The organism is Psychromonas aquimarina ATCC BAA-1526 (assembly GCF_000428725.1).
In the GTDB taxonomy this organism is placed as follows: domain Bacteria; phylum Pseudomonadota; class Gammaproteobacteria; order Enterobacterales; family Psychromonadaceae; genus Psychromonas; species Psychromonas aquimarina.
In genome coordinates this window covers 54,234-79,658 of sequence record NZ_KE386792.1, presented here as the reverse complement: position 1 = coordinate 79,658, position 25,425 = coordinate 54,234, and the positions used below count along the sequence as shown (strand labels likewise).

Genomic DNA, 25,425 nt, shown 5'->3' with positions numbered 1-25,425 from the left:
ATATGCAGACTCTTTGCGTATTCACGACTTATCAAAGTAGTCAGAAACCACCTTTAAAAAGTCTTTACTGATGCCGTTCCAGTACCGCCAGGTGTGACCGCCGGCTGTTGTTTGATAAGTGAAGTTAACATGGTTTTTCTGCAGTCTTTTTACTAAGGCTTCATTGGAAGCAAAGCTGATGGTATCGTCTTCACCACAGTAAAAATGCAGTTCAGAGTCCATGGTTATTTTTTCACTTTTGCCCAGCTCCGGATATAAACTCATATCGAAATAGCCGCTGAGAGGAACTGATAAACCGAACACATCCTGATGACGGTGTGCGAGATAAAAAGCGCCGAATCCTCCCATGGACATGCCGGAAACAGCCGTGGAAGCTTTGCCTGTTTTCACCCGGTAGCTGCTGTCCACATAAGCCTTCACTTCTTTTAAAATATGTGTTTCATAGTCTCCCACATACATGCTGGTATCACCGAAGGGCATCACAAGAATAAAAGGCTGGATCCAGCCCTGAGCCAGGTAGTTGTCCATAAAGTTGTGGATTTTTCCGTCGCGGGTCCACTGTCCTTCATTATTTCCATAACCGTGCAGCAGAAACAAAACCGGGTAGTTTTTTTCACTGTTCTGCGAGTATCCCGGTGGAAGGTAAACCATAAACGGGCTGTTTGTTCCTAAGGCTTTGCTTTGTATATTAACTTTTTCCACTGTGCCGTGAGGAATATTAGCAGTTGCCTTAGAGTCAGCATCCTCTTCACCTAATATAATAATTGAGTTGTAACCCTCAAACCCATCGTCCGTGGTGACCGGATTGGCTTTGTCATAGATCCACTGTCCGTCAATAACGAACTTGTACTGCCAGGCTCCCTGCTCCAGATACACAGGTAAAAACCATACACCGTCGGGGCCTTTTTTCATTTTAAGTATATTAGGCTGCCAGTCGGTCATCTCACCGGCAAGATAGACCTGCTTGGCATTTGGTGCATTTACAGAAAAAATGTGCTCAAAAGTGCCCTCTGCCGGGGAGAGCAGAGGATTATTCTTATCAGCTGTATTTTGTCCGTCAGCCTGGTTCATATATCCGTTCATTTCGCTTGTTCCTGAACACTCCTGAGTTCCGTTACTCCAAGTCCAGTGGCTCTGCCCGGTTAATTTGTCGTCGTCAACTCTGGTGATTGATTTTGCAATATAAGTAGTGCCGCCGTTAATCGGGTAAGAGTAAGCAGGCCAGTGAACTTCGGAGCCGATCATCTGCCCGACTGCTCCATTTTCTGCTATCGATATCTGACAGCTCACCTGGCTGACCGTATAACTGTGTTTTTCCATTATACCCATACCGCCGCATTGAGTGTCATCGATGACTTGCTGTACTGTCCAGATTCCTGCGGCTTGTTCACAGTTATCACTAGCCTGTTCTGTATTACTGGAGCAGGCTGCTAAACTAAGCAGCAGAGCAGCCGCTGCGGATCCCCTGCTGAACATGTTTCTTATTTTCATATTCTACCTTTATTATATTTGTTAGTTGAACAAAATAACTTCCTGAATAACAAGGTTATCCTATCAGCGGTGAAATGTTTTGTTTATGTTTTTTTGAAGAGTTTGATATGTACTCTATTGAATTAGCAGGATTACATTGCTTTAAACAGATGCAGATACTTACGGCTGACCGTGAGGTGATCCTGACACTCTTTCAGCGTTAACTCTAAGCGTCCGGTGAGGGTTTTCCTGCTCTGTTCTATCTGCCTGATATTAACGATACTGCTGCGGTGTACCCGCCAGAACTGCTTGTCATCGAGCTCTTTTTCTAATTCAGCCAGGGTTTTGCTGATTAAATATGAATCATCTTTGGTGACTACCTGTACGTATTTTTGATCACTGGCAAAATAGCAGACATCATCAACAGAAATTAAACGATTAACAGCCCCTTTTTGTACCGCCAGAAATTGTAAATGTTTCGGCTCAGGAGCAGTGTCTGGTAAAGGGCTTTGTAAACGATCCTGCAGGCGTTTAATAGTTTCAGCTAAACGCTCCCGGCAAAGCGGTTTTACCAGGTAATCACAGACATTAAACTCAAATGCCTGCAGTGCATAATCCGGGTAGGCAGTAACTAATACTAATAGTGTCGGAATTTTTTCAGCAAGACACTGCTGCGCAACTTCTATCCCGGTTTTATAGGGCATAGAGATATCTAAAAATGCGATGTCTAAGGACTCTGTTTCTAACAGGCTAAGGGCTTGACTGCCGTCGCTGCATATCTTGACCAGTTCCAGATCCGGCCATAATTCATTTAAAGCTTTGGCTAATACGTGTGCCAGCGGCGCTTCATCTTCGGCAATGATCGCGCGGTATTTTCTGCCGCTTTCACTGCGGCAGTTTAAGTTGTGCATTAACACCTCCTGATGGGCTCTGTGTAAGAGTGAAGCTCGCTTTCCCCTGATACAGGCGCAGGCGCTCTTTGATATTTTCTAAAGCAATACCGTTATTAGTGCTTTTATCTGAACTCAGGCCGACACCGTTATCACTGACGTTGATAATAATGTGCTGATTAATCTTTTTAATCTCTAAAGTGATCAGGCCCTGATTACCTTTGGGAGCCAGGCCGTGAATAATGGCATTTTCAATCAGCGGCTGGATAAGCAGCGGCGGAACAGGGCTGTTTAACAGATTTTCTTCTATATCTGCAAAAAACTGAATTTGCGGAAAGCGGGTCTGCTGAATACTCATATAAGCATTAATCAGGTTGATTTCATCGACTAGTGTGCCCTGCATGCTTTGTGTTGTTCTTAGGCTCTGACGTAAAAAATTGGTGTAATTCTGCAGCAACATTTTTGCCTGCTCAGGTGAGTAATCAATATAAGCGTCGATATTAGCCAGGGTATTAAAAAGAAAATGCGGGTTTATCTGTGCCTGTAATAACAGTAATTTGCTTTCTAGGAGCTGCTTCTCACTGATATCTCTTTTTTGTTTTTCCTCCTTGAGCGAAGCTGCTGCAGTTTTATTGGTGTTTCGATAATGAAAAACCAGCAGGGCGGGTAAACTGACGATCAGAATCAAGGTATACAGCTGCAAAAAAGTGCTGTATTCATGCAGAAAATTCATACCGATTAATGCGGCAATTAACACCGGAAAGGGTAGAAAATAATACTGGTATATAAATTTTTTCATCAGAGGCGGATAAAGGATATTAGCGATACCATAGATGCTGACAATCGTTAAACCGATACTTTGAGCCGCTAAAAACTGCGTAATAAAAGTCGTTCCGGCAATAAGCAGACTGTTAAAAGCCGCAATCAGACTGCTGATAACAAAGGTAATCTTGATTGACTGTACAACTTCCTGCAGATCCTCTCTGCTGACGATTATATTTTCCATTGTAAACCTGCCTGTAAACTTTTCTGCCAGGGGATTTGAGTGAATTCCGTCTGTCCGCTGCCGGAAGTCAGCTCAACAGCTAACCACAGGCTTATATCTAGATTCGGCAGATATTCATACTTCACTTGTGATAATGCACTTTGATCCTGCCCTATCAACGAGTTAGCCGTAATAGTGTGATCTGTCACGGTATACTGGTACTGCAGGAACAGATACTGCTGCTGATAACGCTGCTGGTACAGGCCGCTAACCTCTTTACTAAAAGGGGAGCTGTTAGTATCTGTCTCTGTTCTCGGACTGCTGCTGAGCTGATAAAGGCTGTTTATTTCGGCTGCTGAAAGCTTCTCTTTCTGATAACTCCATTCAACTAAAAACTGCTGTGACAGACCGGACCATACACTGCCGAGCATAATTTCCGGGAGCCACTGATTCTCTCTGCTGCTGAAATCATCTTCAATATCTGCACCATCGGGTACAGCTTCCCGGAATGAGTTTAACCATAAGCTGCCTTTGCGTATAAAAGCGCTGCCGTGCAGCTCCCAGCTTTCACCGTTAACATAGGTGAATGTTGTACCGGCACCAGGATTACTGTCCTGGTACTGCTGCAGTATAAAGCTGCTGGACAGAGCGTCAAAATCGCGCTGCGCTATCACGGCCCACTGTTTTTTATCCTGATAAGTTTTATCTTGTCCCGCCAAAGCAAAAACGGCAGTTAAATAATAATCCCGCATCCATAACGAGCCGCTGAGCATGTTAATACCTTCACTGGAAGCAAAGTCATCAAAAGGGTCAGCAGTTGATTCGAAGAAAGCGGTGCTTTGAAATGCATAACCGGGGTCCAGCGGCAGATTGAATTTTCCTACCTGCCATAAATCATCTTCACTGCTTAAAAAGCTATGCGACCAGGATAATTCACTTAATTCAAACTGTGTCTCAGCGCTTAAATGATCATCAGCGGGCGCCTGATAAATCTGGTTATCGACACGCCATGCCAGCACCCACTCCTGATAACTATGATAAGCGAGAAAAGCATTCTCATTTAAATAGTCACCTCTGTGCTGGCTGTGATCAAAAGTGAATAAACGACTGGCAAGTGTGTAGCGGTTATCCAGTTCATCCCAGAAGACCGGCTGCGCAGTACTGCACAGCGTGGGAATAGATAATATTAAAAACCATAACTGCTGACGAATAAGCATAGCTGTTGGTGATCCGTTATTTTTTAATAAAACCCTGACGAGTGAAAATGCTCTTTTTATGCTGCTTTTCTAAGTAGTCTGTATTTTTCATCATGGTATGCTGATTACTTTTGCCGGGCTGCATAAATTTAGTCTGATCAATCATATCGGGTGTATCACTGGAACTCAGATAGACAGCCTGTTTCATTAACTTACCGCTGGCCAGATAAAAGTCCGCATTAACCGGGCGTAAAGAGTCTTTATCTAAACACAAATTGATAGACCGGTAAGTCGCAGATTTACGTGCTGCCTGCACTCTGAAGCAGATACTTATTGTGTTATTACTCTGCTTCTCTATTACCGGGCTGTTATCCCACTGATATTCATGCTGCCAGCTTAATGATGATACATCCCCGTAACTTGCCTGGCCCATCAGGCGCTGCATCGGAGTAATGCGGATCGCTTTGCGGGTACGCGGTATATACAGCCACATGGCGCTTTCAGTGAGCAGCACTTTCTGTCCTTTACTGCGTGTATCTAACATGGTGACACGTGAATCGCCGGATTCATTGAGCTGCACAAAGAAACTGCTGCTTTCTGCCTGCTTATTTTCTTTATACACAGTCAGTGATGTTTTAAGTTCACCGCTTTTAAAGGGCTGACGATAACTGTCCGCTTTAATCAGCCAGTTTTTAACCTGCGCTTGGGAATACTCCGGCGCTGTATTTTGTGCACCGGCTTGTGTAGTAAGCAAAGCTAATACTAAATATACTGAATAGTGCATGTTTGATTCCTTTCTTAATGATGATTTATTGCATCGATAATGTTCTTTTTAAGCATCTTTCTCGCCGGCAGCCAGGCTGCGGCCGTACAGCTGATGATCATCGCCAGACTGATCAGGGTAACGGCATAAATATTCCAGTTTAAAACCAGCGGATAACCGATACTTCTTCCCGGCGGCGGCGGCATTTCAAACATGCTGACATTAATAAAGATTATAACTAGTGCCGCCAAGACCGTGCCCAGCAGCGCGCCGCACAGTCCCATAATCATGCCTTCGCTAGCAAACAGGCCGCTGATCCTGCGGCTGGTAAATCCATAGGCGCGCAGGGTGCCCGATTCTGCAACACGCTCCATAATCGCCATTACCATGGTATTGTTTACCGACATTAAAACCACCAGCAGAATAACCGAGCCCATTACCCCGAAGATATTTTTATAAAGAGACACCACATTGCTGTAAAAAGGAAACAGCTCCAGCCAGGTTTTTTGTTCAATATTTACAAATGAGGATTGAATTCTGCTGCTGATTAAGCCGGTATCTGCGGTTGAACGCAGTGATATCACTAAACGGTTAACCGTGTCCGAGTCGCGCAGTATTTTTGCTGCAGAAACGGGAATCATTACACTGCGCTGATCATATTCAGGGATACCGGAGCGGTTAATACCGACAACAGTAACATCAATGGCATTGATCCCCTGATAACTGGTCGTTGCTAATAATGTTATTGAGTCTCCCACATTAACTTTTAAGTCGCGGGCAAGAATTTCACCAATCACAGCTGTATAGATCTGCTCCGCTGTTTCAGTTTTACTGTTCGGATCAATATTCGGCAGATTGCCGCCTTCGATGATCGGCGTAAACAGGGTTATTTTGCGCTCTTTATTGATATTGACGCCTTTACCGATCACCGCGATGGTAATATCCCCGCTGGAGGCTAAACCTTCGAAAAGGATACGCTCAGTGGTAAGGCGAACTTCCGGCATAGCTTCAATATCACGCTGCAGCTGCAGCTTTTTCTGCGGGGTAAAACCACCCTGATCAATCTCTTTATCTGTAAATGCTCCGGGCTGCGCAAGCTGCAGATGACCGAGTCCTCCTTGAATTGTGCTTTCACGTAACCCTTCAAAGGAAGCCAGGACATAACCTGAAGCGATTATCAGTGAAAAACTACCGAAAGCAATAATTGAAACGGCAATGATTGAGCGCCTGGTATTGCGCAGTACATTTAACCAGCTTAATTTTAACCATTTCATAGCTGACTCCCTGGAGTTATTAGCATGCCGTCATTTAAGGTAATGGTGCGGTTGATATGTTTTAACAGACGCTCGTCGTGGGAGGAAAACAGGACGGTTAGTCCCGACTGTTCATTCATCTCCTTAAGCACCAGCATCAGCTGCTCGGTTGATTCACTGTCAAGGTTTGCCGTTGGTTCGTCGGCTAAAAGAAGGAGCGGATCGGAAACTAATGCCCGCGCGACTGCAACCCGCTGCTGCTGACCGCCGGAGAGCTGGCCGGGTTTGTGGTTAATCCGCTCTGCAAGTCCGACTTTAGTCAGTACTGCTGTACTTTTTTCGCGCCGTTGTCTGCTGTTGAGATCGGTCAGCAGCAGCGGCATCTGTACATTTTCTAATGCAGTTAACACCGGGTTTAGATTAAAGTTTTGAAATATAAAGCCCATTTTCTGTGCACGAAACTGTTGTAATGAACGGTCATCATTAAAATCAACCGGGGCGCCGAACAGTTCAAGTTCACCGCTGCCGGGTTTATCCAGTGTGCCGATAATATTGAGCAGAGTGCTTTTACCGCTGCCGGAATAACCATTAATGGCGACAAACTCACCTTTGCAGATAGTTAAGCTGACCGCAGTTAATGCGTTGATTGTCTGCGTGCCCTGCAGAAACTGTCTGCCGATCTGTTTAACATTGATAACGGCCTGCATATATTCTTCCTTATCTATTATTCAATAAATATAGCGCTTACTATTTGTCTGCTAAAACGGTAAATACTTGTAACTGCAGGTTTTCGGGAAGGTGGTTGAATGCAGGATGATTTTTCGCTTTGCTTAATGTGTCCCGGCTGGCCTGGCGCATCTGAAAACGGTCCGGCAGGGCGGCGCTGGTTAATCCAAAGGTTAAATAACTGCGTAAACGTTCTTCGCTGTTAACCGGGTACTGCTGCTGTACATTCGTTAAAGCAGCTTCCATTCTGTCGATGCAGATATTAGCCGCATCTAACTTGTTCCAGGGCATCCAGGCATCCCGACCGATAAAGCAGTAACTGCTGGCGGTGTACAGCTCAGCTAAAGCGTGATCCGGATGCTCTGCCAGATAAGCTTCGAAGCTGTCGACATTATCCTGTGCATTAAACTGTTCATTCTGGGTTTGTGTGTACTGCTCCATCAGTGCTGACCAGGTTTGTTGACCGGAGGCTGCAGAACTCGCTGTGCTGATTAATAGTGAAAGTGTCACAGCTGAAAGCAGGGTTTTAAGCATTGTTGTTTTCATTTTAAGGTCCTTTTAATATCTACTGTTATGTTGATGAGAAGAGTGTAGGTAAAAGACTTCCGGGCAGGCAACTGCTTTACGATAAAGTGGATTAAAAGGGTAATGAAGTGGAAAAGGGCAGGCGGGAGTTGACTTTTTCAGATCATTTTAAGGCTCTTTCTATCAATATAAACACCTTAGTATAAACAGCGATAAACCCGAGAAGCTGTCTGCAGCAGGAAAATATTTGTCAAAACTGTGCTTGATACGTAAAATTTGCTGATTTGTAAAACTCGACTATCGATAAAACAGTGTCTATAATGGCGCGTCTTAAATTTCACCATAGAAATTAAACTCAAGAATTTCTCTGAGGTGTTATTTTTTTATCTGGCTTATTAAAGCTAATACACCTTAGAAGTTAATAATGCCGTAAATGGTGTTCTTAATTAGCTAATTTAAATTTTTAACGTACAAGATAAAGGAAATAAAATGCAAGTTTCTGTTGAATCTACACAAGGTCTAGAACGCACATTAACAATCACTGTTGCTGGAGACTTATTTGATAAAGAGTTTGACGGTCGTATCCGTCATCTAGCAAAAACTCAGCGTGTTGACGGTTTCCGTCCAGGTAAAGTTCCTGCATCTGTAATTACTAAACGTTTTGGCGCTGCTGTAGAGCAGGAAGTTGCCGGTGAACTTATGCAGCGTAACTTCTTCGAAGCTGTAATGGCTGAGAAATTAAACCCTGCCGGCGGCCCGCAGGTAACACCAAAAGAGCGTAAAAAAGGTGATGACTTTGTATTCACTGCAACGTTTGAAGTTTACCCTGAAGTTAAACTAGCCGCTCTTGAAGAGTTAGCAGTTGAAAAAGAGTCTGCTGAAGTAACTGAAGCAGATCTTGACAAAATGATCGAAACACTGCGTAAGCAGCATGCTGAATGGAACAGTGTTGAACGTGAAGCTGCCAACGATGATCAGGTAACACTTGATTTCGAAGGTTCAATCGACGGTGAACTGTTTGAAGGCGGTAAAGCTGAAGCATTCCAGATCGTACTAGGCAGCAACCGTATGATTCCTGGTTTTGAATCTGGCATCGTAGGTAAAAAAGCGGGTGAAGAGTTTACTATCGACGTAACTTTCCCTGAAGAGTACCATGCAGAACAGCTTAAAGGTAAAGCAGCTCAGTTTGCTATTACTTTAAACAAAGTTGAAGAGCAGATTCTTCCTGAAATCACTCCTGAATTTGTACAAAAATTCGGTGTGGAAAGCGGTGAACTAGAAACTCTGAAAACTGATGTTAAACAAAACATGGTTCGTGAACTTGAGCAGGTACTTAAAAACACTGCAAAAGACAAAGTATTAACTGCGTTAGTTGAAGGTAACGAAATTGAAGTGCCTAAAGCACTTGTTTCTGGTGAAGTTGATGTTTTACGTAAACAGGCAATGGAGCGTTACGGCAAGCAGATGGATCCTAACAACCTTCCTGAACTTCCAGCTGAACTGTTCACAGAACAAGCTGAAAAACGTGTTAAAGTAGGTCTGTTACTAGGTGAAGTAATCAAAGTTAACGAATTAAAAGTTGACCAGGATAAAGTAACTGCTCTTATCGAGTCTGCTGCATCTGCTTACGAAAACCCGACTGAAGTAATTGAGTACTACAAAAACAACAAAGAAATGATGCAGAACATGGAAAATGTAGCATTAGAAGAGCAAGCTGTTGATTTTATCATTGAAAAAGCTAAAGTAACCGAAGTGAACAAATCGTTCGATGAAGTTATGAACAAAACGGTTGCTTAATAGTTTAATTACTATTAATACAACTAGTTAGGCATTTCAATGGCTCGGGTGACTTCACTCGGGCCATTTTTATTTATATACCCAGGCTGCCCTGCATATTAAAGTTTTCGGGTATAATGCCGACTAATTTAAAACTTATATACATATACTAGGAAAGAACATGTCAAATCCATTTGCTGGAAACACCGATCCAATTAGTAACGCGCTTATTCCTATGGTTGTGGAACAAACAGCAAAAGGTGAGCGTTCTTATGATATTTATTCTCGTTTATTAAAAGAGCGTGTTATCTTTTTAACAGGCCCGGTTGAAGATCATATGGCGAACGTTATTGCCGCACAGCTTCTGTTTTTAGAGTCTGAAAGCCCGGAAAAAGATATTTACATCTATATCAATTCTCCAGGCGGTTCAATTAGTGCTGGTATGGCGATTTACGATACTATGCAGTTTATTAAACCGGATGTAAGCACAGTATGTATGGGTATGGCTGCCAGCATGGGCGCATTCCTTCTGGCAAGCGGCGCGGAAGGCAAGCGTCATTGTCTGCCGAATGCTAAAGTTATGATTCATCAGCCGTTAGGCGGATTCCAGGGACAAGCGTCAGATTTCGAGATTCATGCTAAAGAGATTCTGGCGACTAAACGCCGTATGAATGAGTTACTGGCATTTCATACTGGTAAAGATATTGAAATCATTGCGCAGGATACCGATCGCGATAACTTTATGCGCGCAGATGAAGCGGTTGAATACGGCATTGTTGATTCAGTGCTGACGCAGAGAAAATAATTAAAAGGGTACCAAATGACAGATAAACATGGCGATAAAGGTGATAACAACAGCCTTCTTTATTGTTCTTTTTGTGGTAAGAGTCAGCATGAAGTTAAAAAACTGATTGCCGGCCCTTCTGTTTATATTTGTAATGAATGTGTTGATCTTTGTGATGATATTATCAAAGAAGAGATTGCTGAAATAACAAGTGCTGCTGAATCGGACAATAAAAGTAAAAAATTACCGACACCGCATGAAATTCGTGCCAATTTAGATGATTATGTGATTGGTCAGGATACGGCTAAAAAAGTATTAGCTGTTGCCGTATACAACCACTACAAACGTTTAAAACATGGTGATGTTGCTGACGGTGTTGAGCTGAGTAAAAGTAATATTCTGTTAATCGGTCCAACGGGAAGCGGTAAAACATTACTGGCTGAAACTATGGCGCGTTTATTAGATGTGCCGTTTACTATGGCTGATGCAACAACATTAACTGAAGCCGGTTATGTTGGTGAAGATGTAGAAAACATCATTCAGAAACTGCTCCAGAAATGTGATTACGATCCTGAGAAAGCGCAGCGCGGTATTATCTATATTGACGAAATCGATAAGATTACCCGTAAATCAGAGAACCCGTCTATTACTCGTGATGTATCGGGAGAAGGTGTTCAGCAGGCGCTGCTTAAACTGATTGAAGGTACGGTTGCTTCGATTCCGCCGCAGGGCGGGCGTAAACATCCTAACCAGGAGTTTATCCAGGTTGATACTTCTAAAATCCTGTTTATCTGTGGTGGAGCATTCTCCGGTTTAGACAGCATTATTGAGCAGCGTGTAGATACCGGTGCCGGTATTGGTTTTGGTGCAACGGTACGTGACAGTGATTCAAAAGACTCTTTGAGTGAAACATTCAAAAAAGTTGAACCGCAGGATCTGACTAAATATGGTTTAATTCCTGAGTTTATCGGGCGTTTACCTGTGCTGGCAACATTAACTGAATTAGATGAAGCCGCATTAGTTGAAATTCTAACGGCTCCTAAAAATGCAATTACTAAACAGTATGCTGCATTATTTGGTTTAGAAAATGTAGAGCTTGAGTTTAGAGAAGAAGCACTGATCGCTATGGCGAAAAAAGCGATGAGCCGTAAAACCGGTGCACGTGGTTTACGCTCAATTGTTGAATCAGTACTGCTGGATACAATGTACGACTTACCGTCAGTTGAAAATGTGACTAAAGTTGTGGTTGATGAAAATGTTATTAAAGGTGAATCAAAGCCGATAATGATCTATTCAGAAGAGCAGGCTAAGCTGGTATCGTCTGATAAATAAGCAGTTAAACATTTAATTGTTAAGAAAGGGAGCTTTATGCTCCCTTTTTTCATTTACGGCCTTGAAAAATTTCACATAATCCCCAGTATTAATCCCTACGATTTTATAAAGTTTGTTTGTTTTAAAATCTTATAAAGCAGACGAATATTTTTCTGGGGATATTATGAAAACTGAATCAGACCTGCAGTTGACACTGCCAGTGTTACCCTTACGCGATGTAGTGGTATATCCGCATATGGTTATTCCACTGTTTGTTGGTAGAAAGAAATCTATCAGCTGTTTAGAAGCTGCCATGGAGCAGGGAAAAAAAGTATTATTAGTCGCGCAGACAGAGGCTTCATTAGATGATCCTAAACTGGAAGATCTGTACACCATAGGTACTGTGGCAAATATTCTGCAGCTGCTGAAGCTGCCAGACGGTACCGTTAAAGTATTAGTTGAAGGTGTGCAGCGTGCACAGCTGATCAATAATATCGACAATGATGATTACTTTTTTGCTGAAGTTGAACTGCTGGAAAGTGAAGCGATTGATGCACAGGAAGAAGAAGCTTTACTGCGCAGCGTGATGGGGCAGTTTGAATCCTATATCAAACTGAATAAAAAGATCCCGCCTGAGGTGCTGGCATCGGTTAACGGTATAGATGAAGCAGAGCGTCTAGCCGATACCATAGCCGCGCATATGCCGCTGAACCTGGAAGATAAGCAGACTGCATTGGAGTTAACTTCAATTACCGAACGTTTTGAATATCTGATGGCGATGATGGAAAGCGAAGAAGATATTCTAAAAGTTGAAAAACGTATCCGTTCGCGCGTTAAAAAACAGATGGAACGCAGTCAGCGTGAGTATTACCTTAACGAGCAGATGAAAGCGATTCAGAAAGAGTTAGGTGACTCTGAAGACGGCCCTAATGATCATGATCAGCTTGCTGAAAAAATCGAACAGGCAGGCATGTCTGAAGAAGCGCGTGACAAAGCGGTATCTGAGCTTAAAAAATTAAAAATGATGTCGCCAATGTCCTCGGAAGCAAGTGTTATCCGCACTTACATTGAGAGCTTAGTGAATGTGCCCTGGAAAAAACGTTCTCCGGTTAAAAAGAACATTGCTAAAGCGCAGGAAGTGTTAGATGCCGACCACTATGGTTTAGAAAAAGTTAAAGAGCGTATTTTAGAATACCTCGCGGTGCAGACGCGTATTAACAAACTCAAAGGGCCGATTTTATGTTTAGTGGGGCCTCCAGGTGTAGGTAAAACCTCGTTAGGGCAGTCTATTGCACGCTCAACCGGTCGTAAGTATGTACGTATGGCACTGGGCGGCGTACGTGATGAAGCTGAAATACGCGGTCACCGCCGTACTTATATCGGTTCACTGCCGGGTAAAATTATCCAGAAAATGACTAAAGTAGGGGTTAAAAACCCGCTGTTTTTACTGGATGAAATCGATAAGATGGCATCGGATATGCGTGGTGATCCGGCTTCAGCACTGCTTGAAGTATTAGATCCGGAACAAAACAATACCTTTAATGATCATTATTTAGAAGTGGATTACGATCTCTCTGATGTGATGTTTGTTGCGACTTCAAATTCAATGAATATTCCTGGTCCGTTACTTGACCGTATGGAAGTGATCCGTTTATCGGGTTATACCGAAGATGAAAAAATGAATATCGCCAAGGAGCATTTAACCAGTAAACAGGTTAAGCGTAACGGTCTGAAAGACACTGAAATAAGCATTGATGACAGTGCGATTATCGGTATCGTGCGTTATTACACGCGTGAAGCCGGTGTACGTGCTCTAGAGCGGGAAATCTCTAAAATCTGCCGTAAAGTGGTAAAAGAGATTTTACTGGATAAGAAACTTAAAAAAGTTAACGTCACTATTGATAACTTAAAAGATTATCTGGGTGTGCGCCGCTTTGACTTCGGTAAAGCGGATTCAAGCAATCAGGTTGGTCAGGTAACGGGGCTGGCCTGGACTGAAGTCGGCGGTGATCTGCTGACTATCGAAGCAACCTCAGTACCGGGTAAAGGCAAGTTAACTTATACCGGTTCGCTTGGTGATGTGATGAAAGAATCAATCCAGGCGGCAATGACGGTTGTACGTGCCAAATCAGAGCAATGGCGTATTAATGCGGATTTCCATGAAAAACGCGATATTCATGTACATGTACCGGAAGGCGCAACACCAAAAGACGGTCCAAGTGCCGGTGCGGCAATGTGTACCGTGCTGATTTCAAGCCTGACAGGTATTCCTGTTCGTGCTGATGTTGCTATGACCGGGGAAATCACTTTACGTGGTGAAGTACTGCCGATCGGCGGCTTAAAAGAGAAGTTATTAGCGGCCCGCCGCGGCGGAATAAAAACTGTTTTAATTCCTTTTGAGAACACGCGTGACCTGGAAGATATCCCTGAGAATATTAAAGATCAGCTGGAAATTAAACCGGTTCGCTGGATTGATGAAGTGTTAGAAATTGCCCTGCAGGACAGTCTGAAAGGGTTTTCTCTGGAGAAAGCACCAAAATAGGTGATAAACCGCATAAAATATGGGCTAGTTGCAGAGTTTTTTATGAATTTACTTGCACCAGTTTAAATAGCAACGTAGCCTAACGCCACTACATTTCAACTCGTGTTTAACACCTGGTTAAAGGTGAACACAATAATTATTATATGGGGATATTAAAATGAACAAAGGACAACTAATCGACAACATCGCTGAAAGTGCTGATATTTCTAAAGCAGCTGCCGGCCGTGCACTTGACGCATTTATTGACAGCGTAACAAATGCATTAGTTGAAGGTGACAATGTTTCTCTTATCGGTTTCGGTGCTTTCTCTGTAAAAGAGCGTGCTGCACGTACTGGTCGTAATCCACAGACAAACGAGCCGATCCAGATTGCCGCTGCTAAAGTACCTGCATTCAAAGCTGGTAAATCATTAAAAGACGCAATCAACGCTTAATCGTTTGGTTGTTGAGTAATGAATTGAGCGCGTCATATGATGCGCTTTTTTGTTTAATCAATTGCTATAAGTTTTCAGAGAAGAGTATTTATGTTAGATAAAATGCGCGAAGGCTCACAAGGGGTTGCTGCAAAAGTTGTATTAATAGTAATCATCTTATCTTTTGCTTTAGCCGGGGTAAGCAGTTATTTAGGCGGCGGAAGCACCGCTGTTGCTGTAAAGGTTAATGGTGAAGAGATCAGCCAGGCAAGTGTTGAACAAGCTTATAATAATGAACGAGCGCGTTTACAGCAGCAGTACGGCGAACAGTTTGACCTTATCGCTTCCAGCCCTAATTTTGCTCAGCAGGTTCGAGCACAAGCTACCCAGGGACTTATTTCAGAGCGTTTAATTGCACAGGCAATCAACGACATGGGTTTACGTGTTGGTGATGAACAGGTTAAAAATGAAATTCGTAAAATGGCTGAGTTCCAGGTTGACGGCAAATTCAACAACGAGCAGTATTTAGCTCTGTTACGTCGTGCAAGTTATACTCCCGCTAATTTTAGTGCCGGTTTAAAACAGGATTTAGCACGCCGCCAGTTATTACAGATGTTAGTGGGCAGCGAGTTTGTTCTGCCGGCAGAAGTTGATCTGGTCAATGAACTGCAGGCACAAAAGCGTGTAGCAAAAGTGCTGATGGTAAGTGCTGATAAATTTAAAGATATCGGTGAGATAAGCGAGCAGGAAGTGCAGACTTATTACGATAATAACAGCCAGTTCTTCCAGAACCCTGAACAGGTACGTGTTGAATACGTCTTATTAGACGGTGCGGCATTAACGGACCAGGTAAGTATTAACCAGGCGGATATCGAAAACTACTACGACACACATCAGTCTGATTACCAGCGTACTGAACGTCGTAAAGTTGCTCATATTTTAGTACAGGGTGACAATGAAGAAGCTAAAGAGAAAGCCGCTGCTATTCTAACTGAAATTAACAATGGTGCTGATTTCGCTCAGCTTGCTTCAGAAAAATCAGAAGATACTTACTCTGCTAAAAACAGCGGTGAGCTGGACTGGTTTGAACGCGGCGTGATGGATGAAGCATTTGATCAGGTTGCTTTTTTATTAACTAAAGAAGCACCTCTGTCTGAAGTTGTTAAGTCCCAGTTCGGCTACCATATTATTAAACTGCTAGATGTTGAAGAAAGTGAAACACTGCCGCTGGCTGATGTAGAAGTTCAGGTTAAAGCTGCACTGCAGAAAGATAAAACCAGTGAACTTTATTACGAACTGCAGCAGCGTTTAAGTGAAGTTGCTTTTGAGTCTCCGGACAACTTAGAAGAAGCTGCCGGTGTCGTTAATTCTGATGTGCTGCAGACTGAATTCTTCTCCGCTGATCAGGCTCCGGCTGTATTAGCAGACAAGTCAGTACAGCAGACGGTATTTGATCTTAACTTCCGTGAAGAGGGTATGAACTCTGAACTGATTGAACTTGGTGATAATAAAGCGATTGTCGTGCGTGTCAGTGATTATAAAGAAGCATCTAAACAGCCGTTAGCGGAAGTGTCTGAACAGATCCAGTCACAGCTGAAAGATGAAAAATCACAGGCACAGGCAAAAGAATTTGTTGAGTCGTTAACGGCTAAGTTAAATGCACAGGAATCTATTGCCGATGACTTAGCAGCTAAAGGTCTTGAATTCAGCTCTAACCTGACATTCGGTCGTGATAACCGCAGCTACGATTACCAGGTAGTGCAGAAGCTCTTTAAACTAGCTAAACCAGCTGCTGATCAAGTTTCACGTGACTGGGTTACAACGGCTAGCGGTGACTTTGCAGTTATCGAACTGTCTCAAATTGTTGAACCTGAAGCTGCTGATAATCAGGTAAAAGAGCAGATTACTCAGCTCCTTGAACGTTCAACATCAGAAGCAACCTACCAGGCATTAGTAACACAGCTGATGGCTGATGCTGAAATTACCTACCCGGTTGAAGGTTAAATGTAATTGAAGTTTTAATATAATTTAAAAAGGCGCCTGCTCAGGCGCCTTTTTTGTATGGTTAATAAAAATATAATTAGCGGCTAAACTTATCTTATAAAGACAGCTAGGGAAGATCAACTTATGGATAAGATAGTGCTGGTACCTGCCTACCTCGGCCACGAATTAAAATCAAAAACGTTGAAAATTCCCACCGGACAGCTGCATGCTGACGGTGAGCTGAGCAGTACCATCGAAGAAACCATCTGGCTGGAAACCAAATATCAGTCTGACTGTCAGGTTGATTCGAAGCGCCTTAGCCAGGATCTGTCCGATGTGGTAGCACAGCTCAATAAAGAGGGTTTTGAAGTTGTATCGATAGTCCCTGTCACTTCCGGTTCGCACCATGCCAGTACCGTTTTAGACGGTGGTTTTGGTTACGGTTTCAGTTATACAGACAGTTTGATTGTGCATGCTCGGTTAATCAGCAGGTAATTTGTTGTCTCTCACAGCGCCTTGATATTCAGCGGATGAACATCAAGGCGCTGGTTAAACTAAACTCAGTTTTTTTAAATTTTGAAGCGCTCCACTAAGTCTGACAGCTCATTAGCTTTTTCTGTTAATACCAGGCTGCCGTCGCGGTTCTCATTAGCTAATGCCGCCGAGTCGGCACTCTGATCCGAAACTAATACAATACGTTTGGAAATATCCTGCCCGACAACACTCTGCTCCTGAGTCGCGGTAGCGATCAGAGTATTCATTTCCATAATATTACCAACTGAATCAATAATTAATACTAAAGATTCGGCGGCCGCCACGGCTTTATTAACAGTCAGCGTACTGAAGTTTTTACTGGATTCCATTACCTGCACCGCAGAGTCCGAGCCTGATTTTAATGCGCTGATACGTTCATGAATCTGCGCAGTACTCTCCTGAGTGCGGCTGGCCAGTTTGCGGACTTCATCGGCAACCACTGCAAAACCACGCCCCTGCTCGCCGGCGCGGGCTGCTTCTATGGCTGCATTTAATGCCAGCAGGTTAGTCTGCTCGGCAATCTCCTGAATAATGGTTAAGGTTCCGGCAATATTCTGTACATCTCCTTCAAGCCGGGCAATTACTGCACTTGCTTCATCAAGCTCTGCAGCCAGTGTTTTTACTGACTCAGATGCTTCATTAACTGTGCTCATTGCGGTCTGCGCATTCGTATCGGCATCCTGTGCTGAATGGGCCGCCTGCGATGCATTTTGTGATATTTCGTGTGCAGAAGTGGTCATCTCGGTCATGGCTGTTGATATCAGCTCGGTTTCAGAACGCTGGCTGGTCACCAGGCTGTTTACCTGTGACGAACGTTCGGTCATCTGTGAGGTTTCATTGACAACCTGATCGCTGACATGTGATACATGGCCGATGATTTCATGCAGTTTAACCACAAATTTGTTAAAGTTACGGCTTAAGTTATTAAACTCAGGGATGTTGAAGCTCGGCAGCCTGGCGGTTAAATCTGCATCGCCGCTGGCAAAACTGCGGATTGACTCATCAAACTGCTCCAGCGGGGTGGTGATGCTTTTGTTGATAGTAATGCCTAGTGCGGCAACGATCAGCGCCACAACAACTGTTATCAGCCCGATGGTGGTCATACTGCCGAGCATTTGTTCGTCTGCATGCAGCTGCATCTGCGCCAGTACTGCATCGATATCATCGGTATAAAAACCTGTTCCGATATTTAAATCCCATTGAGACAAGTAGATACTGTAAGCGAGCTTTGGCAGGGCAACACTTCCATTAGGTTTTGGAAAATAATACACGGAATAACCATCGCCGCTGCGTGCTGTTTTGATTATATCCTGGATTAAGTAATTACCTTCTTTGTCCTGTAGTGAGTAAAAATTATCACCGATGCCTTTATCGCTCGAGCCGAGTAAAACACGTACGCCGTCGGAGGTGTAACCGAATAAATAACCGCTTTTACCAAATTTTATATTGCGCAGTGTTTTAACCACCTCTTCCAGCGGGGCATTATCCTGTTTGAGCTGAGTGATAGCTGTTTCGGCAATACTAATATAGGATTTTAACTCCGCGCGTTTCATTTCCATCATCTGCGCCTGTGTTGTTTCCATCTGCGCACTGCTTAACTTATGTGTCTCAATATAAGTAAAGGTCATAATTATCGACGAAATAACCACTACCGGCAGCAGTGCCAGGAGAATAAGTCGGGCTTTAATCGTTAATTTCATAGTGTATTTATCCTTTATGTTGAAGCTGTAACTGTCCTGTAGAGCTTAAAGATATTAGTATTAAGTATTGAAAAATATCGAAAAAATATAATTTACAATAAGAGTAGGCCATTACTGCGGCTTAGGTTAGGGCATACCTGCAACAGAGGTCAAATTTAGGTCTTTTTTTAGATTTGTGTGCGCCTGAGGTTTCTGAGAGCGCACTGTACAGTGGTGAGAGAAAGGAAAATTATCAGCTCAGGAGCAGAATAAACTCTGCAAATGCGGTCAGGAGCAGGGCTGCTGATAATAACTGCCAGAAACGCAGCGGATTCCGCTCAATTAAAGGGGCTTTTTCATGGGCTTTAAGCAGTTTCGGATTCGGTGTATAGAGATCAGTAACAAACTCACTCATTGCCTGGCAGCGTTTGTTTGTGTCCGGCAGCAGTGCCTTGTGCAGTGCATAATCAAGCCAGAACGGCAGATCCTCGCGAAAGCGGCTGATGCTCTGATATTTCCAGTGTGATTGTTTCGCCCGCTGCAGTGACTGCGTATTAATTTTTTTATAGGGCAGTTCAGCGCAAAGCAGCTCATAGGCAATAACAGCGACAGAAAACAGATCTGACTGGCTGTCTGCCCTGCCTTGAAGCAGATATTCCGGCGCCATATAATTCAGATCCCCAAGCGGCAGGTTATCGCTTAAAGCGGGCGATATTTCATCTAATCCGTCAATTTTTACTGTACCGAAATCGATTAAGGTGATCGAATTGTCCGGAGCAATCATAATATTTTCCGGCTTTAAATCCCGGTGCACCAGACCAGCACGCTGCATTACCCTTACTGCACTGACTATACTGCGGATGATTTCCCGGGCATTCTGCAGTGCAGGTTTTGGGTTGTCATAAATCCACTGACGCAGGGTAATACCCGGGACAAACTGACAAATATGGTAGAGAAAAGGGGAGTTATCTATTGCGGGTAAAATGTTCATCAGCCGCGCATCTTTGAGTTTTGTGCCGACCCACTGCTCACGGCTGAAACCGTCAAGATAAACAGGATCATCGGCAAAATTTAAAGAAGGCATTTTTAATACGTACTGCTGCTTATCCCGCTGGTCGCGGGCCAGATAAATATGACTGCGCGCTCCCTGGTGCAGCACTTTTTCTATAACAAAGCAGTCAATTGTATTTCCGCTGTGCAGCGCCGGTGGAATGGTCAGCTGCTTCAGGCTTTGGTAGAGCGATACGGCATCCTCCTGCGGTACATGTTTAACAGCGATAATTAAACAGCTTAAATTATCTTTACTGCCGTTTATCAGCGCCTGCTCACTGATATTTTCGGCTGACTGCTCAAATGAACCTGAACTGCATGTGTTGTTATTGACAGCCTCCATATGCTCCAGCAGGACCCGGTTCGTTAAACTGTCGTGTATGCCGTCACTGGTTAACAGGAAAATATCATCGATCTGCAGTTTTATGGTCTGAACATCAACATCTAAATGACAGTCCATGCCCAGGGCGCGGATAAGAAAATCTTTTTTACCGTACTGGGGACGGCTGTGATCTTTGGTTAACAGGGTCAGACTGCCGGCCCGGTAACGATAAATGCGTGTATCACCGGCATGAAACAGATAAGCCTTAGCGGCTTTGAAAATAACCGCACTGAATGTGGTAATCAGTCCGTTATGACGTAAATCACTGCGGCCGCTCTGTTGAAAAAGCCAGGAGTTAAGCGAATTTAATACTTTTCCGGCGGATTTCTGCACGCTCCAGCTTTGCGGTGTGCTGTAATAATCAGCAATAAATTGTGTCACGCTGGTTTGACTGGCCTGCTGCGCATTGCTGCTGCAGTTGACCCCGTCAGCGATACAGGCGGTAAAACCTTTATATTTCCTTTCTGAAGCAAGAGCCGGTTTTTTTACCGCAAAAGCATCCTGATTAACTTGCCGTCTGCCCGGACTGGAATAACCGCCGATACATAGTTCAAGCTCTGCTTTGTGCTGTTTTTTCCGACTATTGCTGGACTTCATTTTTAATACCTCTAACTGACATCAATCAGGGTCACAGTGCCGTCCTGGTTAACCTCTGCCATCTGTCCTTCAGGTTCGGTCATCAGGGTTAGTGTAAGCAGACCGAGAAAGGCTGTCACTGCAATTACGTAGAAAAAGGTCTGGTAATCAACAAATGACAATACAGTTAAATAAACTACGGCGCCGACATTACCATAAGCACCGGTCATGCCTGCTATCTGCCCGGTCATACGGCGTTTAATTAACGGTACCGTTGCAAAAACGGCTCCTTCGCCTGCCTGTACAAAAAACGAACACAACATGGCAGCTGCCACTGCAAGCCAAAGAGTCCACTCACCGGTAATCTGCGCCATCAGCAGGTAACCTAAGGCCAGACCGGCGGTCAGAATGACCAGCGTAGACTTACGTCCGAATTTATCTGAAATCCAGCCGCCGCCGGGGCGGGAAACTAGATTCATAAATGCATAGGCAGATGCCACCATGCCGGCAGCTACCGGTGTCAGTTCAAAGGTTTCAGAAAAGAACAAAGGCAGCATTGAAACGACCGCTAATTCTGAACCAAAGGTGGCAAAATAGAGGATATTCAGTACTGCCACCTGCTTGAATTTGTACTGGTGTATCTGCGCCACCGGTGTACTGAAAATGGATTTATTAACTTTCCATACCTGTGACCATTCATATATATAAACAGCCGCTAAGACGGCGTACACAGTATAGGTAACGGTAGTGGAAATTATGGCGATGCCTGCAGGGGATAATTTCCATGCTAATAATGCTAAAGCGGCATACATAGGAATTTTCATTATTAATAATAAAAAGAAATCTCCTTTTGAAGTCACTTCCATTGCTGTCAGGTTGGCCGGTTTAAAGTAGGTTGCCCCTTTTGGTGTATCACTGATATTGGCATAAAATACAAATGCAAACAGCAGACTGATCAGACCGGTAAGCGCCATGGCATAACGCCAGCCGTCTTCACCGCCGAACAGCAGTGCAATAGTCGGCAGGGTAAATGCAGCGGCTGCCGAGCCGAAGTTGCCCCAGCCGCCGTAGATGCCTTCAGCCGTGCCCAGTTCATTATGCGGAAACCATTCTGAAACCAGGCGGATACCGATTACAAAACCTGCACCGATAAAACCCAGAGCAAAACGGGCAACAGCCGCCTGTAAAAATGTTTCCGAAAAAGCGAATACAAAACAGGGAATGGAACAAAGCGCCAATAGTGCTGAGTACACCACACGCGGACCATATTTGTCGGTTAATGAACCGACAATCACCCGGGCAGGAATGGTCAGGGCGACATTTAATATCAGCAGTGTTTTTATCTGTTCGGTGTTTAATCCCAAGGTTTCTTTTACCGCCTGCAGCAGCGGTGCGAAGTTAAACCAGACTGCAAAAGTAATAAAAAATGCCATCCAGCTTAAATGCAGTGTTTTCATCTTTCCTGAAAAAGAGAATATGTTAAATGCCGTTTTATCCACAATTTGGTCCTTTCTTAAATACAAAAAATACTATTAAACGTCCGAGGCGGCGCTTAATCAGAGCTGCTGTTACGCAGACTTTATCCAGCTTTTTTCAGCTGCACCTGCTCTGCTTCAACACGTACTGAAAAGGTTTTTAGTGCAAACTCAGGTGAGTCCAGGCAGATACCGGTATTTAAGTCAAAACGCTGTTTATATAAAGGCGATGCCACATAAGTCTGCTCTTGAGTTGAGCCCATAATGCCTCGAGAAATAACATTAGCCTGAGCAATCGGATCAAAGTTAGAAACTGCATACAGAGCTGCGCTGCGTTTGCAGTAAAAAACGGCAACCTGCTGCTCTTCAAACAAAACACATACGCCGCTGTTTTCGCTAAGCTCCTGGTGCTTACAAATGGTTGTCCACTGGTTCATTTTGATCTCCTCTTTTGTTGTGATTTAACTCTTTTATTGTGGTTATCGGTTTTCACCCCCTGCTGTTGATCGCTGATAAAAGACAAATTACTGCCTTTATCATCAGCAAGTGCGGCAAACATAGGGTTTTTCATTAATTTGTTATAAACGGTTATCCATAACCTCATAACCCTGGCCCTTATTCAGTCAGTTCAATTATTTTAATGCTCTGCTGCTGTACTTTTTTTACCGGTATGCGCTGCTCGCGTTCCAGTTCAAAAGCCAGATGGCTGTCTGTTGTGTCACTGTTAACAAAGTGCTTAAAACGTTTGAGTTTTTCAGGATTCTGCAGCGTCGTTTTCCACTCACACTGGTAGTTGTTGATATTGCTCTGCATCTCCTGTTCAAGTTCGGCGGCTAGATTCAGCTTGTCTTCAATAACCACCTCTTTTAAATAATCCAGTCCGCCTTCGAGGTTCTCCAGCCATACCGAGGTGCGCTGCAGACGGTCGGCGGTGCGGATATAAAACATTAATAAGCGGTCGATGTAAGACTGCAGGGTCTGCTGATCAAGATCACAAGCAAATAGATCTCCATGACGCGGACGCATGCCGCCGTTACCGCAGACATACATGTTCCAGCCTTTATCGGTGGCGATAATGCCGATATCTTTGGTTTGTGCTTCTGCGCATTCCCGCGTACAGCCGGAAACCGCAAATTTGATTTTATGAGGGGAGCGCAGGCCCTTATAACGATTCTCAATATTAACGGCCAGCGCCATGCTGTCATCAACGCCGTAACGGCACCAGGTGCTGCCGACACAGGATTTCACCGTACGTACTGATTTTCCGTAGGCGTGACCGGTTTCAAATCCCGCATCGACCAGTTTCTTCCAGATAGCCGGCAGTTCATGCAGCTGTGCACCGAACAGATCCACACGCTGTCCGCCGGTGATCTTGGTGTACAGGTCAAATTCATTGGCCACCTGACCTAATGTGATCAGTTTATCCGGGGTAATTTCGCCGCCGGCAATCCGCGGCACAACTGAGTAGGTACCGTCTTTCTGGATATTACCCAGGTACAGATCATTACTGTCCTGCAGCTCGATATGTGCATCTTCAAGCACATAATCATTCCAGTAAGAGGCGAGAATCGAGCCCACGGCAGGTTTACATATTTCACAGCCTAAACCAGTACCGCAGCTGTCAAGAAGCTGAGCAAAGGTGCTGATTTTTTTGATACGGATAATGTCAGTAAGCTCCTGACGGGAATAGGCGAAATGCTCACAAATATGGTTGTTGACGGTAAAACCTAAAGCGGCCAGCTCGGCATCTAATACCTGTTTGGTTAAAGCTGAACAGCCGCCGCAGCCCGTTGAGGCTTTGGTTGTTTCCTTTAAATCAGACATAGTGCAGCAGCCGGCGGCCACCGCCTGCTTAATATCGCCTTTGCTTACATCGAAACATGAACAAATTGAGGCGCTGTCGGGAAGAGCTTCAATGCCTAAACCAGCACTGTTTTCTTCTCCCGTATCCGGGAGAATAAGAACAGAGGGATTGTCAGGCAAAGTCATATCGTTAAGCAGAAGCTGCAGTAATGTCCCGTAGGCCTGCGCATCACCGACCAGCACTGCGCCGACCAGTTTTTTACCGTCTTGTGAAATAATCAGGCGTTTATAGACCTGTTCAATTTCATCGCTGAAAGTATATGACTGAGCGCCCGGCGTATTTCCGTGCACTTCGCCGATGCTGGCAACATCAATACCGAGCAGCTTGAGTTTGGTACTCATATCAGCACCGCTGAAAGACAGCTGTTCACCTTTAATATGAGAGGCGGCAGTTTTAGCCATCTGATAACCCGGCGCCACTAAACCAAAGATCTGCCCCTGCCAGAGAGCACATTCTCCGACGGCATAAACATTAGGCACACTGGTCTGACACTGATCATTGATAACAATGCCGCCGCGTTCACCGACTTCTAATCCAAACTGACGGGCAAGCTCATCCTGCGGACGAATACCGGCAGAAAAAACAATGGTATCAGTTTCTAAAAAACTGCCGTCGGCGAAATTCATACGGTAACGGCAGAATTCGCCGACAGTAATTTCACTGGTCGCTTTTTCGGTATGAACCTTAACGCCTAATTGTTCAATTTTACGACGCAGTAATGCACCGCCGCCGTTATCTAACTGCACAGCCATTAAGCGCGGTGCAAATTCGACGACATGTGTGTCTAAGCCAAGGTTGCTCAGTGCGTTGGCCGCTTCAAGACCGAGCAGACCGCCGCCGATAACGACACCGGTTTTACTGACTTTTCCCGACTCAGTAATGGCTTCAAGGTCGTCAATGGTGCGGTATACGTGACAATGCGCCTGATCGCTGCCGGGAATAGGCGGTACAAACGGGTAAGAACCCGTTGCTAAAACTAGTTTATCGTAGCTTTCAATACGCCCGCTGCTGGTGATAACCCGGTTATTATTAGTATCAAGCTCTATAACTTTGTCATTCAGCACAAAGTTAATACCGTGCTCCTGGTAATAACCTGCATCGGTAAGTGCTAAATCATCAGCTGTTTTACCGGAGAAAAACCCGCTCAGCTGCACACGATCATAAGCAAGGCGCGATTCTTCTGAAAAAGTAATAACATCATAATCAAGACTGTCATCCGTGATTACAGTATCTATAAATTTGTGACCGA

At 44.2% G+C, this 25,425-nt stretch carries 21 protein-coding genes; 7 read left to right on the top strand and 14 right to left on the bottom strand.

Annotated elements, in window-relative coordinates; all coding sequences use genetic code 11:
• Positions 1 to 21 precede the first annotated feature (21 nt).
• From G337_RS0121980 to G337_RS0121945, 8 genes are all read right to left on the bottom strand, one after another.
• A complete protein-coding gene (locus G337_RS0121980; protein ID WP_028865757.1) occupies positions 22 to 1,491 on the bottom strand; it encodes an alpha/beta hydrolase-fold protein in 1,470 nt (489 codons plus the stop codon).
• A gap of 131 nt (positions 1,492 to 1,622) precedes the next feature.
• Entirely contained in the window at positions 1,623 to 2,381 is a 759-nt protein-coding gene (locus G337_RS0121975; protein WP_051303518.1) for a LytR/AlgR family response regulator transcription factor, read from the bottom strand.
• A complete protein-coding gene (locus G337_RS27105; RefSeq protein ID WP_051303515.1) occupies positions 2,356 to 3,366 on the bottom strand; it encodes a sensor histidine kinase in 1,011 nt (336 codons plus the stop codon). The genes G337_RS0121975 and G337_RS27105 overlap by 26 nt, the downstream gene beginning before the upstream one ends.
• Positions 3,354 to 4,562, bottom strand: a complete 1,209-nt coding sequence (locus tag G337_RS0121965) for a hypothetical protein (protein WP_028865755.1) — start codon at positions 4,560 to 4,562, stop codon at positions 3,354 to 3,356. Before G337_RS0121965 ends, G337_RS27105 begins: the two co-directional genes overlap by 13 nt.
• A 16-nt stretch (positions 4,563 to 4,578) precedes the next feature.
• Positions 4,579 to 5,325, bottom strand: coding sequence for an outer membrane lipoprotein-sorting protein (locus G337_RS27100; RefSeq protein ID WP_051303513.1), 747 nt, complete (start codon positions 5,323 to 5,325; stop codon positions 4,579 to 4,581).
• A gap of 14 nt (positions 5,326 to 5,339) precedes the next feature.
• Entirely contained in the window at positions 5,340 to 6,578 is a 1,239-nt protein-coding gene (locus G337_RS0121955; protein WP_028865754.1) for an ABC transporter permease, read from the bottom strand.
• Positions 6,575 to 7,264: an ABC transporter ATP-binding protein gene (locus G337_RS0121950; protein ID WP_028865753.1), complete on the bottom strand. Its 690-nt coding sequence runs from the start codon at positions 7,262 to 7,264 to the stop codon at positions 6,575 to 6,577. Before G337_RS0121950 ends, G337_RS0121955 begins: the two co-directional genes overlap by 4 nt.
• A gap of 40 nt (positions 7,265 to 7,304) precedes the next feature.
• Positions 7,305 to 7,829, bottom strand: a complete 525-nt coding sequence (locus G337_RS0121945; protein WP_028865752.1) for a hypothetical protein — start codon at positions 7,827 to 7,829, stop codon at positions 7,305 to 7,307.
• Between the two features lie 468 nt (positions 7,830 to 8,297).
• Between G337_RS0121945 and tig the strand changes: the two genes are divergently transcribed.
• The 7 genes from tig to G337_RS27095 all read left to right on the top strand — a co-directional run bounded on the left by tig (position 8,298) and on the right by G337_RS27095 (position 17,111).
• Positions 8,298 to 9,605 carry a trigger factor gene (gene tig / locus G337_RS0121940; protein ID WP_028865751.1) on the top strand — a complete coding sequence of 436 codons (1,308 nt, stop codon included), beginning with the start codon at positions 8,298 to 8,300 and terminating at the stop codon, positions 9,603 to 9,605.
• A gap of 160 nt (positions 9,606 to 9,765) precedes the next feature.
• Complete coding sequence (clpP, locus tag G337_RS0121935) at positions 9,766 to 10,389, top strand: ATP-dependent Clp endopeptidase proteolytic subunit ClpP (protein WP_028865750.1); 624 nt, start codon at positions 9,766 to 9,768, stop codon at positions 10,387 to 10,389.
• Between the two features lie 15 nt (positions 10,390 to 10,404).
• Positions 10,405 to 11,700 (top strand): ATP-dependent protease ATP-binding subunit ClpX, encoded by a 1,296-nt coding sequence (gene clpX / locus G337_RS0121930; protein ID WP_019612727.1) that lies wholly within the window; start codon positions 10,405 to 10,407, stop codon positions 11,698 to 11,700.
• 163 nt (positions 11,701 to 11,863) lie between these two features.
• Positions 11,864 to 14,221, top strand: coding sequence for an endopeptidase La (gene lon / locus G337_RS0121925; protein WP_028865749.1), 2,358 nt, complete (start codon positions 11,864 to 11,866; stop codon positions 14,219 to 14,221).
• A gap of 157 nt (positions 14,222 to 14,378) precedes the next feature.
• Complete coding sequence (locus G337_RS0121920; RefSeq protein WP_019612725.1) at positions 14,379 to 14,654, top strand: HU family DNA-binding protein; 276 nt, start codon at positions 14,379 to 14,381, stop codon at positions 14,652 to 14,654.
• A gap of 90 nt (positions 14,655 to 14,744) precedes the next feature.
• Positions 14,745 to 16,637 carry a SurA N-terminal domain-containing protein gene (locus tag G337_RS0121915; protein ID WP_028865748.1) on the top strand — a complete coding sequence of 631 codons (1,893 nt, stop codon included), beginning with the start codon at positions 14,745 to 14,747 and terminating at the stop codon, positions 16,635 to 16,637.
• 123 nt (positions 16,638 to 16,760) lie between these two features.
• Positions 16,761 to 17,111, top strand: coding sequence for a hypothetical protein (locus G337_RS27095; protein WP_051303511.1), 351 nt, complete (start codon positions 16,761 to 16,763; stop codon positions 17,109 to 17,111).
• A gap of 74 nt (positions 17,112 to 17,185) precedes the next feature.
• Here G337_RS27095 and G337_RS0121905 read toward each other — a convergent pair whose 3' ends face one another.
• The 6 genes from G337_RS0121905 to nirB form a co-directional block, all read right to left on the bottom strand.
• A complete protein-coding gene (locus G337_RS0121905) occupies positions 17,186 to 18,850 on the bottom strand; it encodes a methyl-accepting chemotaxis protein (RefSeq protein ID WP_028865747.1) in 1,665 nt (554 codons plus the stop codon).
• Between the two features lie 232 nt (positions 18,851 to 19,082).
• Positions 19,083 to 20,858 carry a bifunctional protein-serine/threonine kinase/phosphatase gene (locus G337_RS0121900; protein ID WP_028865746.1) on the bottom strand — a complete coding sequence of 592 codons (1,776 nt, stop codon included), beginning with the start codon at positions 20,856 to 20,858 and terminating at the stop codon, positions 19,083 to 19,085.
• Between the two features lie 11 nt (positions 20,859 to 20,869).
• Positions 20,870 to 22,294, bottom strand: coding sequence for a NarK family nitrate/nitrite MFS transporter (locus G337_RS0121895; RefSeq protein ID WP_425414449.1), 1,425 nt, complete (start codon positions 22,292 to 22,294; stop codon positions 20,870 to 20,872).
• Positions 22,295 to 22,416: 122 nt separating this feature from the next.
• Positions 22,417 to 22,749 carry a nitrite reductase small subunit NirD gene (gene nirD / locus G337_RS0121890; RefSeq protein ID WP_028865744.1) on the bottom strand — a complete coding sequence of 111 codons (333 nt, stop codon included), beginning with the start codon at positions 22,747 to 22,749 and terminating at the stop codon, positions 22,417 to 22,419.
• The gene (locus tag G337_RS28790) at positions 22,746 to 22,916 is read right to left on the bottom strand and encodes a hypothetical protein (protein ID WP_157619436.1); all 171 of its coding nucleotides are present in this window, start codon (positions 22,914 to 22,916) and stop codon (positions 22,746 to 22,748) included. The genes nirD and G337_RS28790 overlap by 4 nt, the downstream gene beginning before the upstream one ends.
• An 11-nt stretch (positions 22,917 to 22,927) precedes the next feature.
• A partial coding sequence (nirB, locus tag G337_RS27090; RefSeq protein ID WP_037028421.1) for a nitrite reductase large subunit NirB occupies positions 22,928 to 25,425 on the bottom strand: 2,498 nt, incomplete at its 5' end.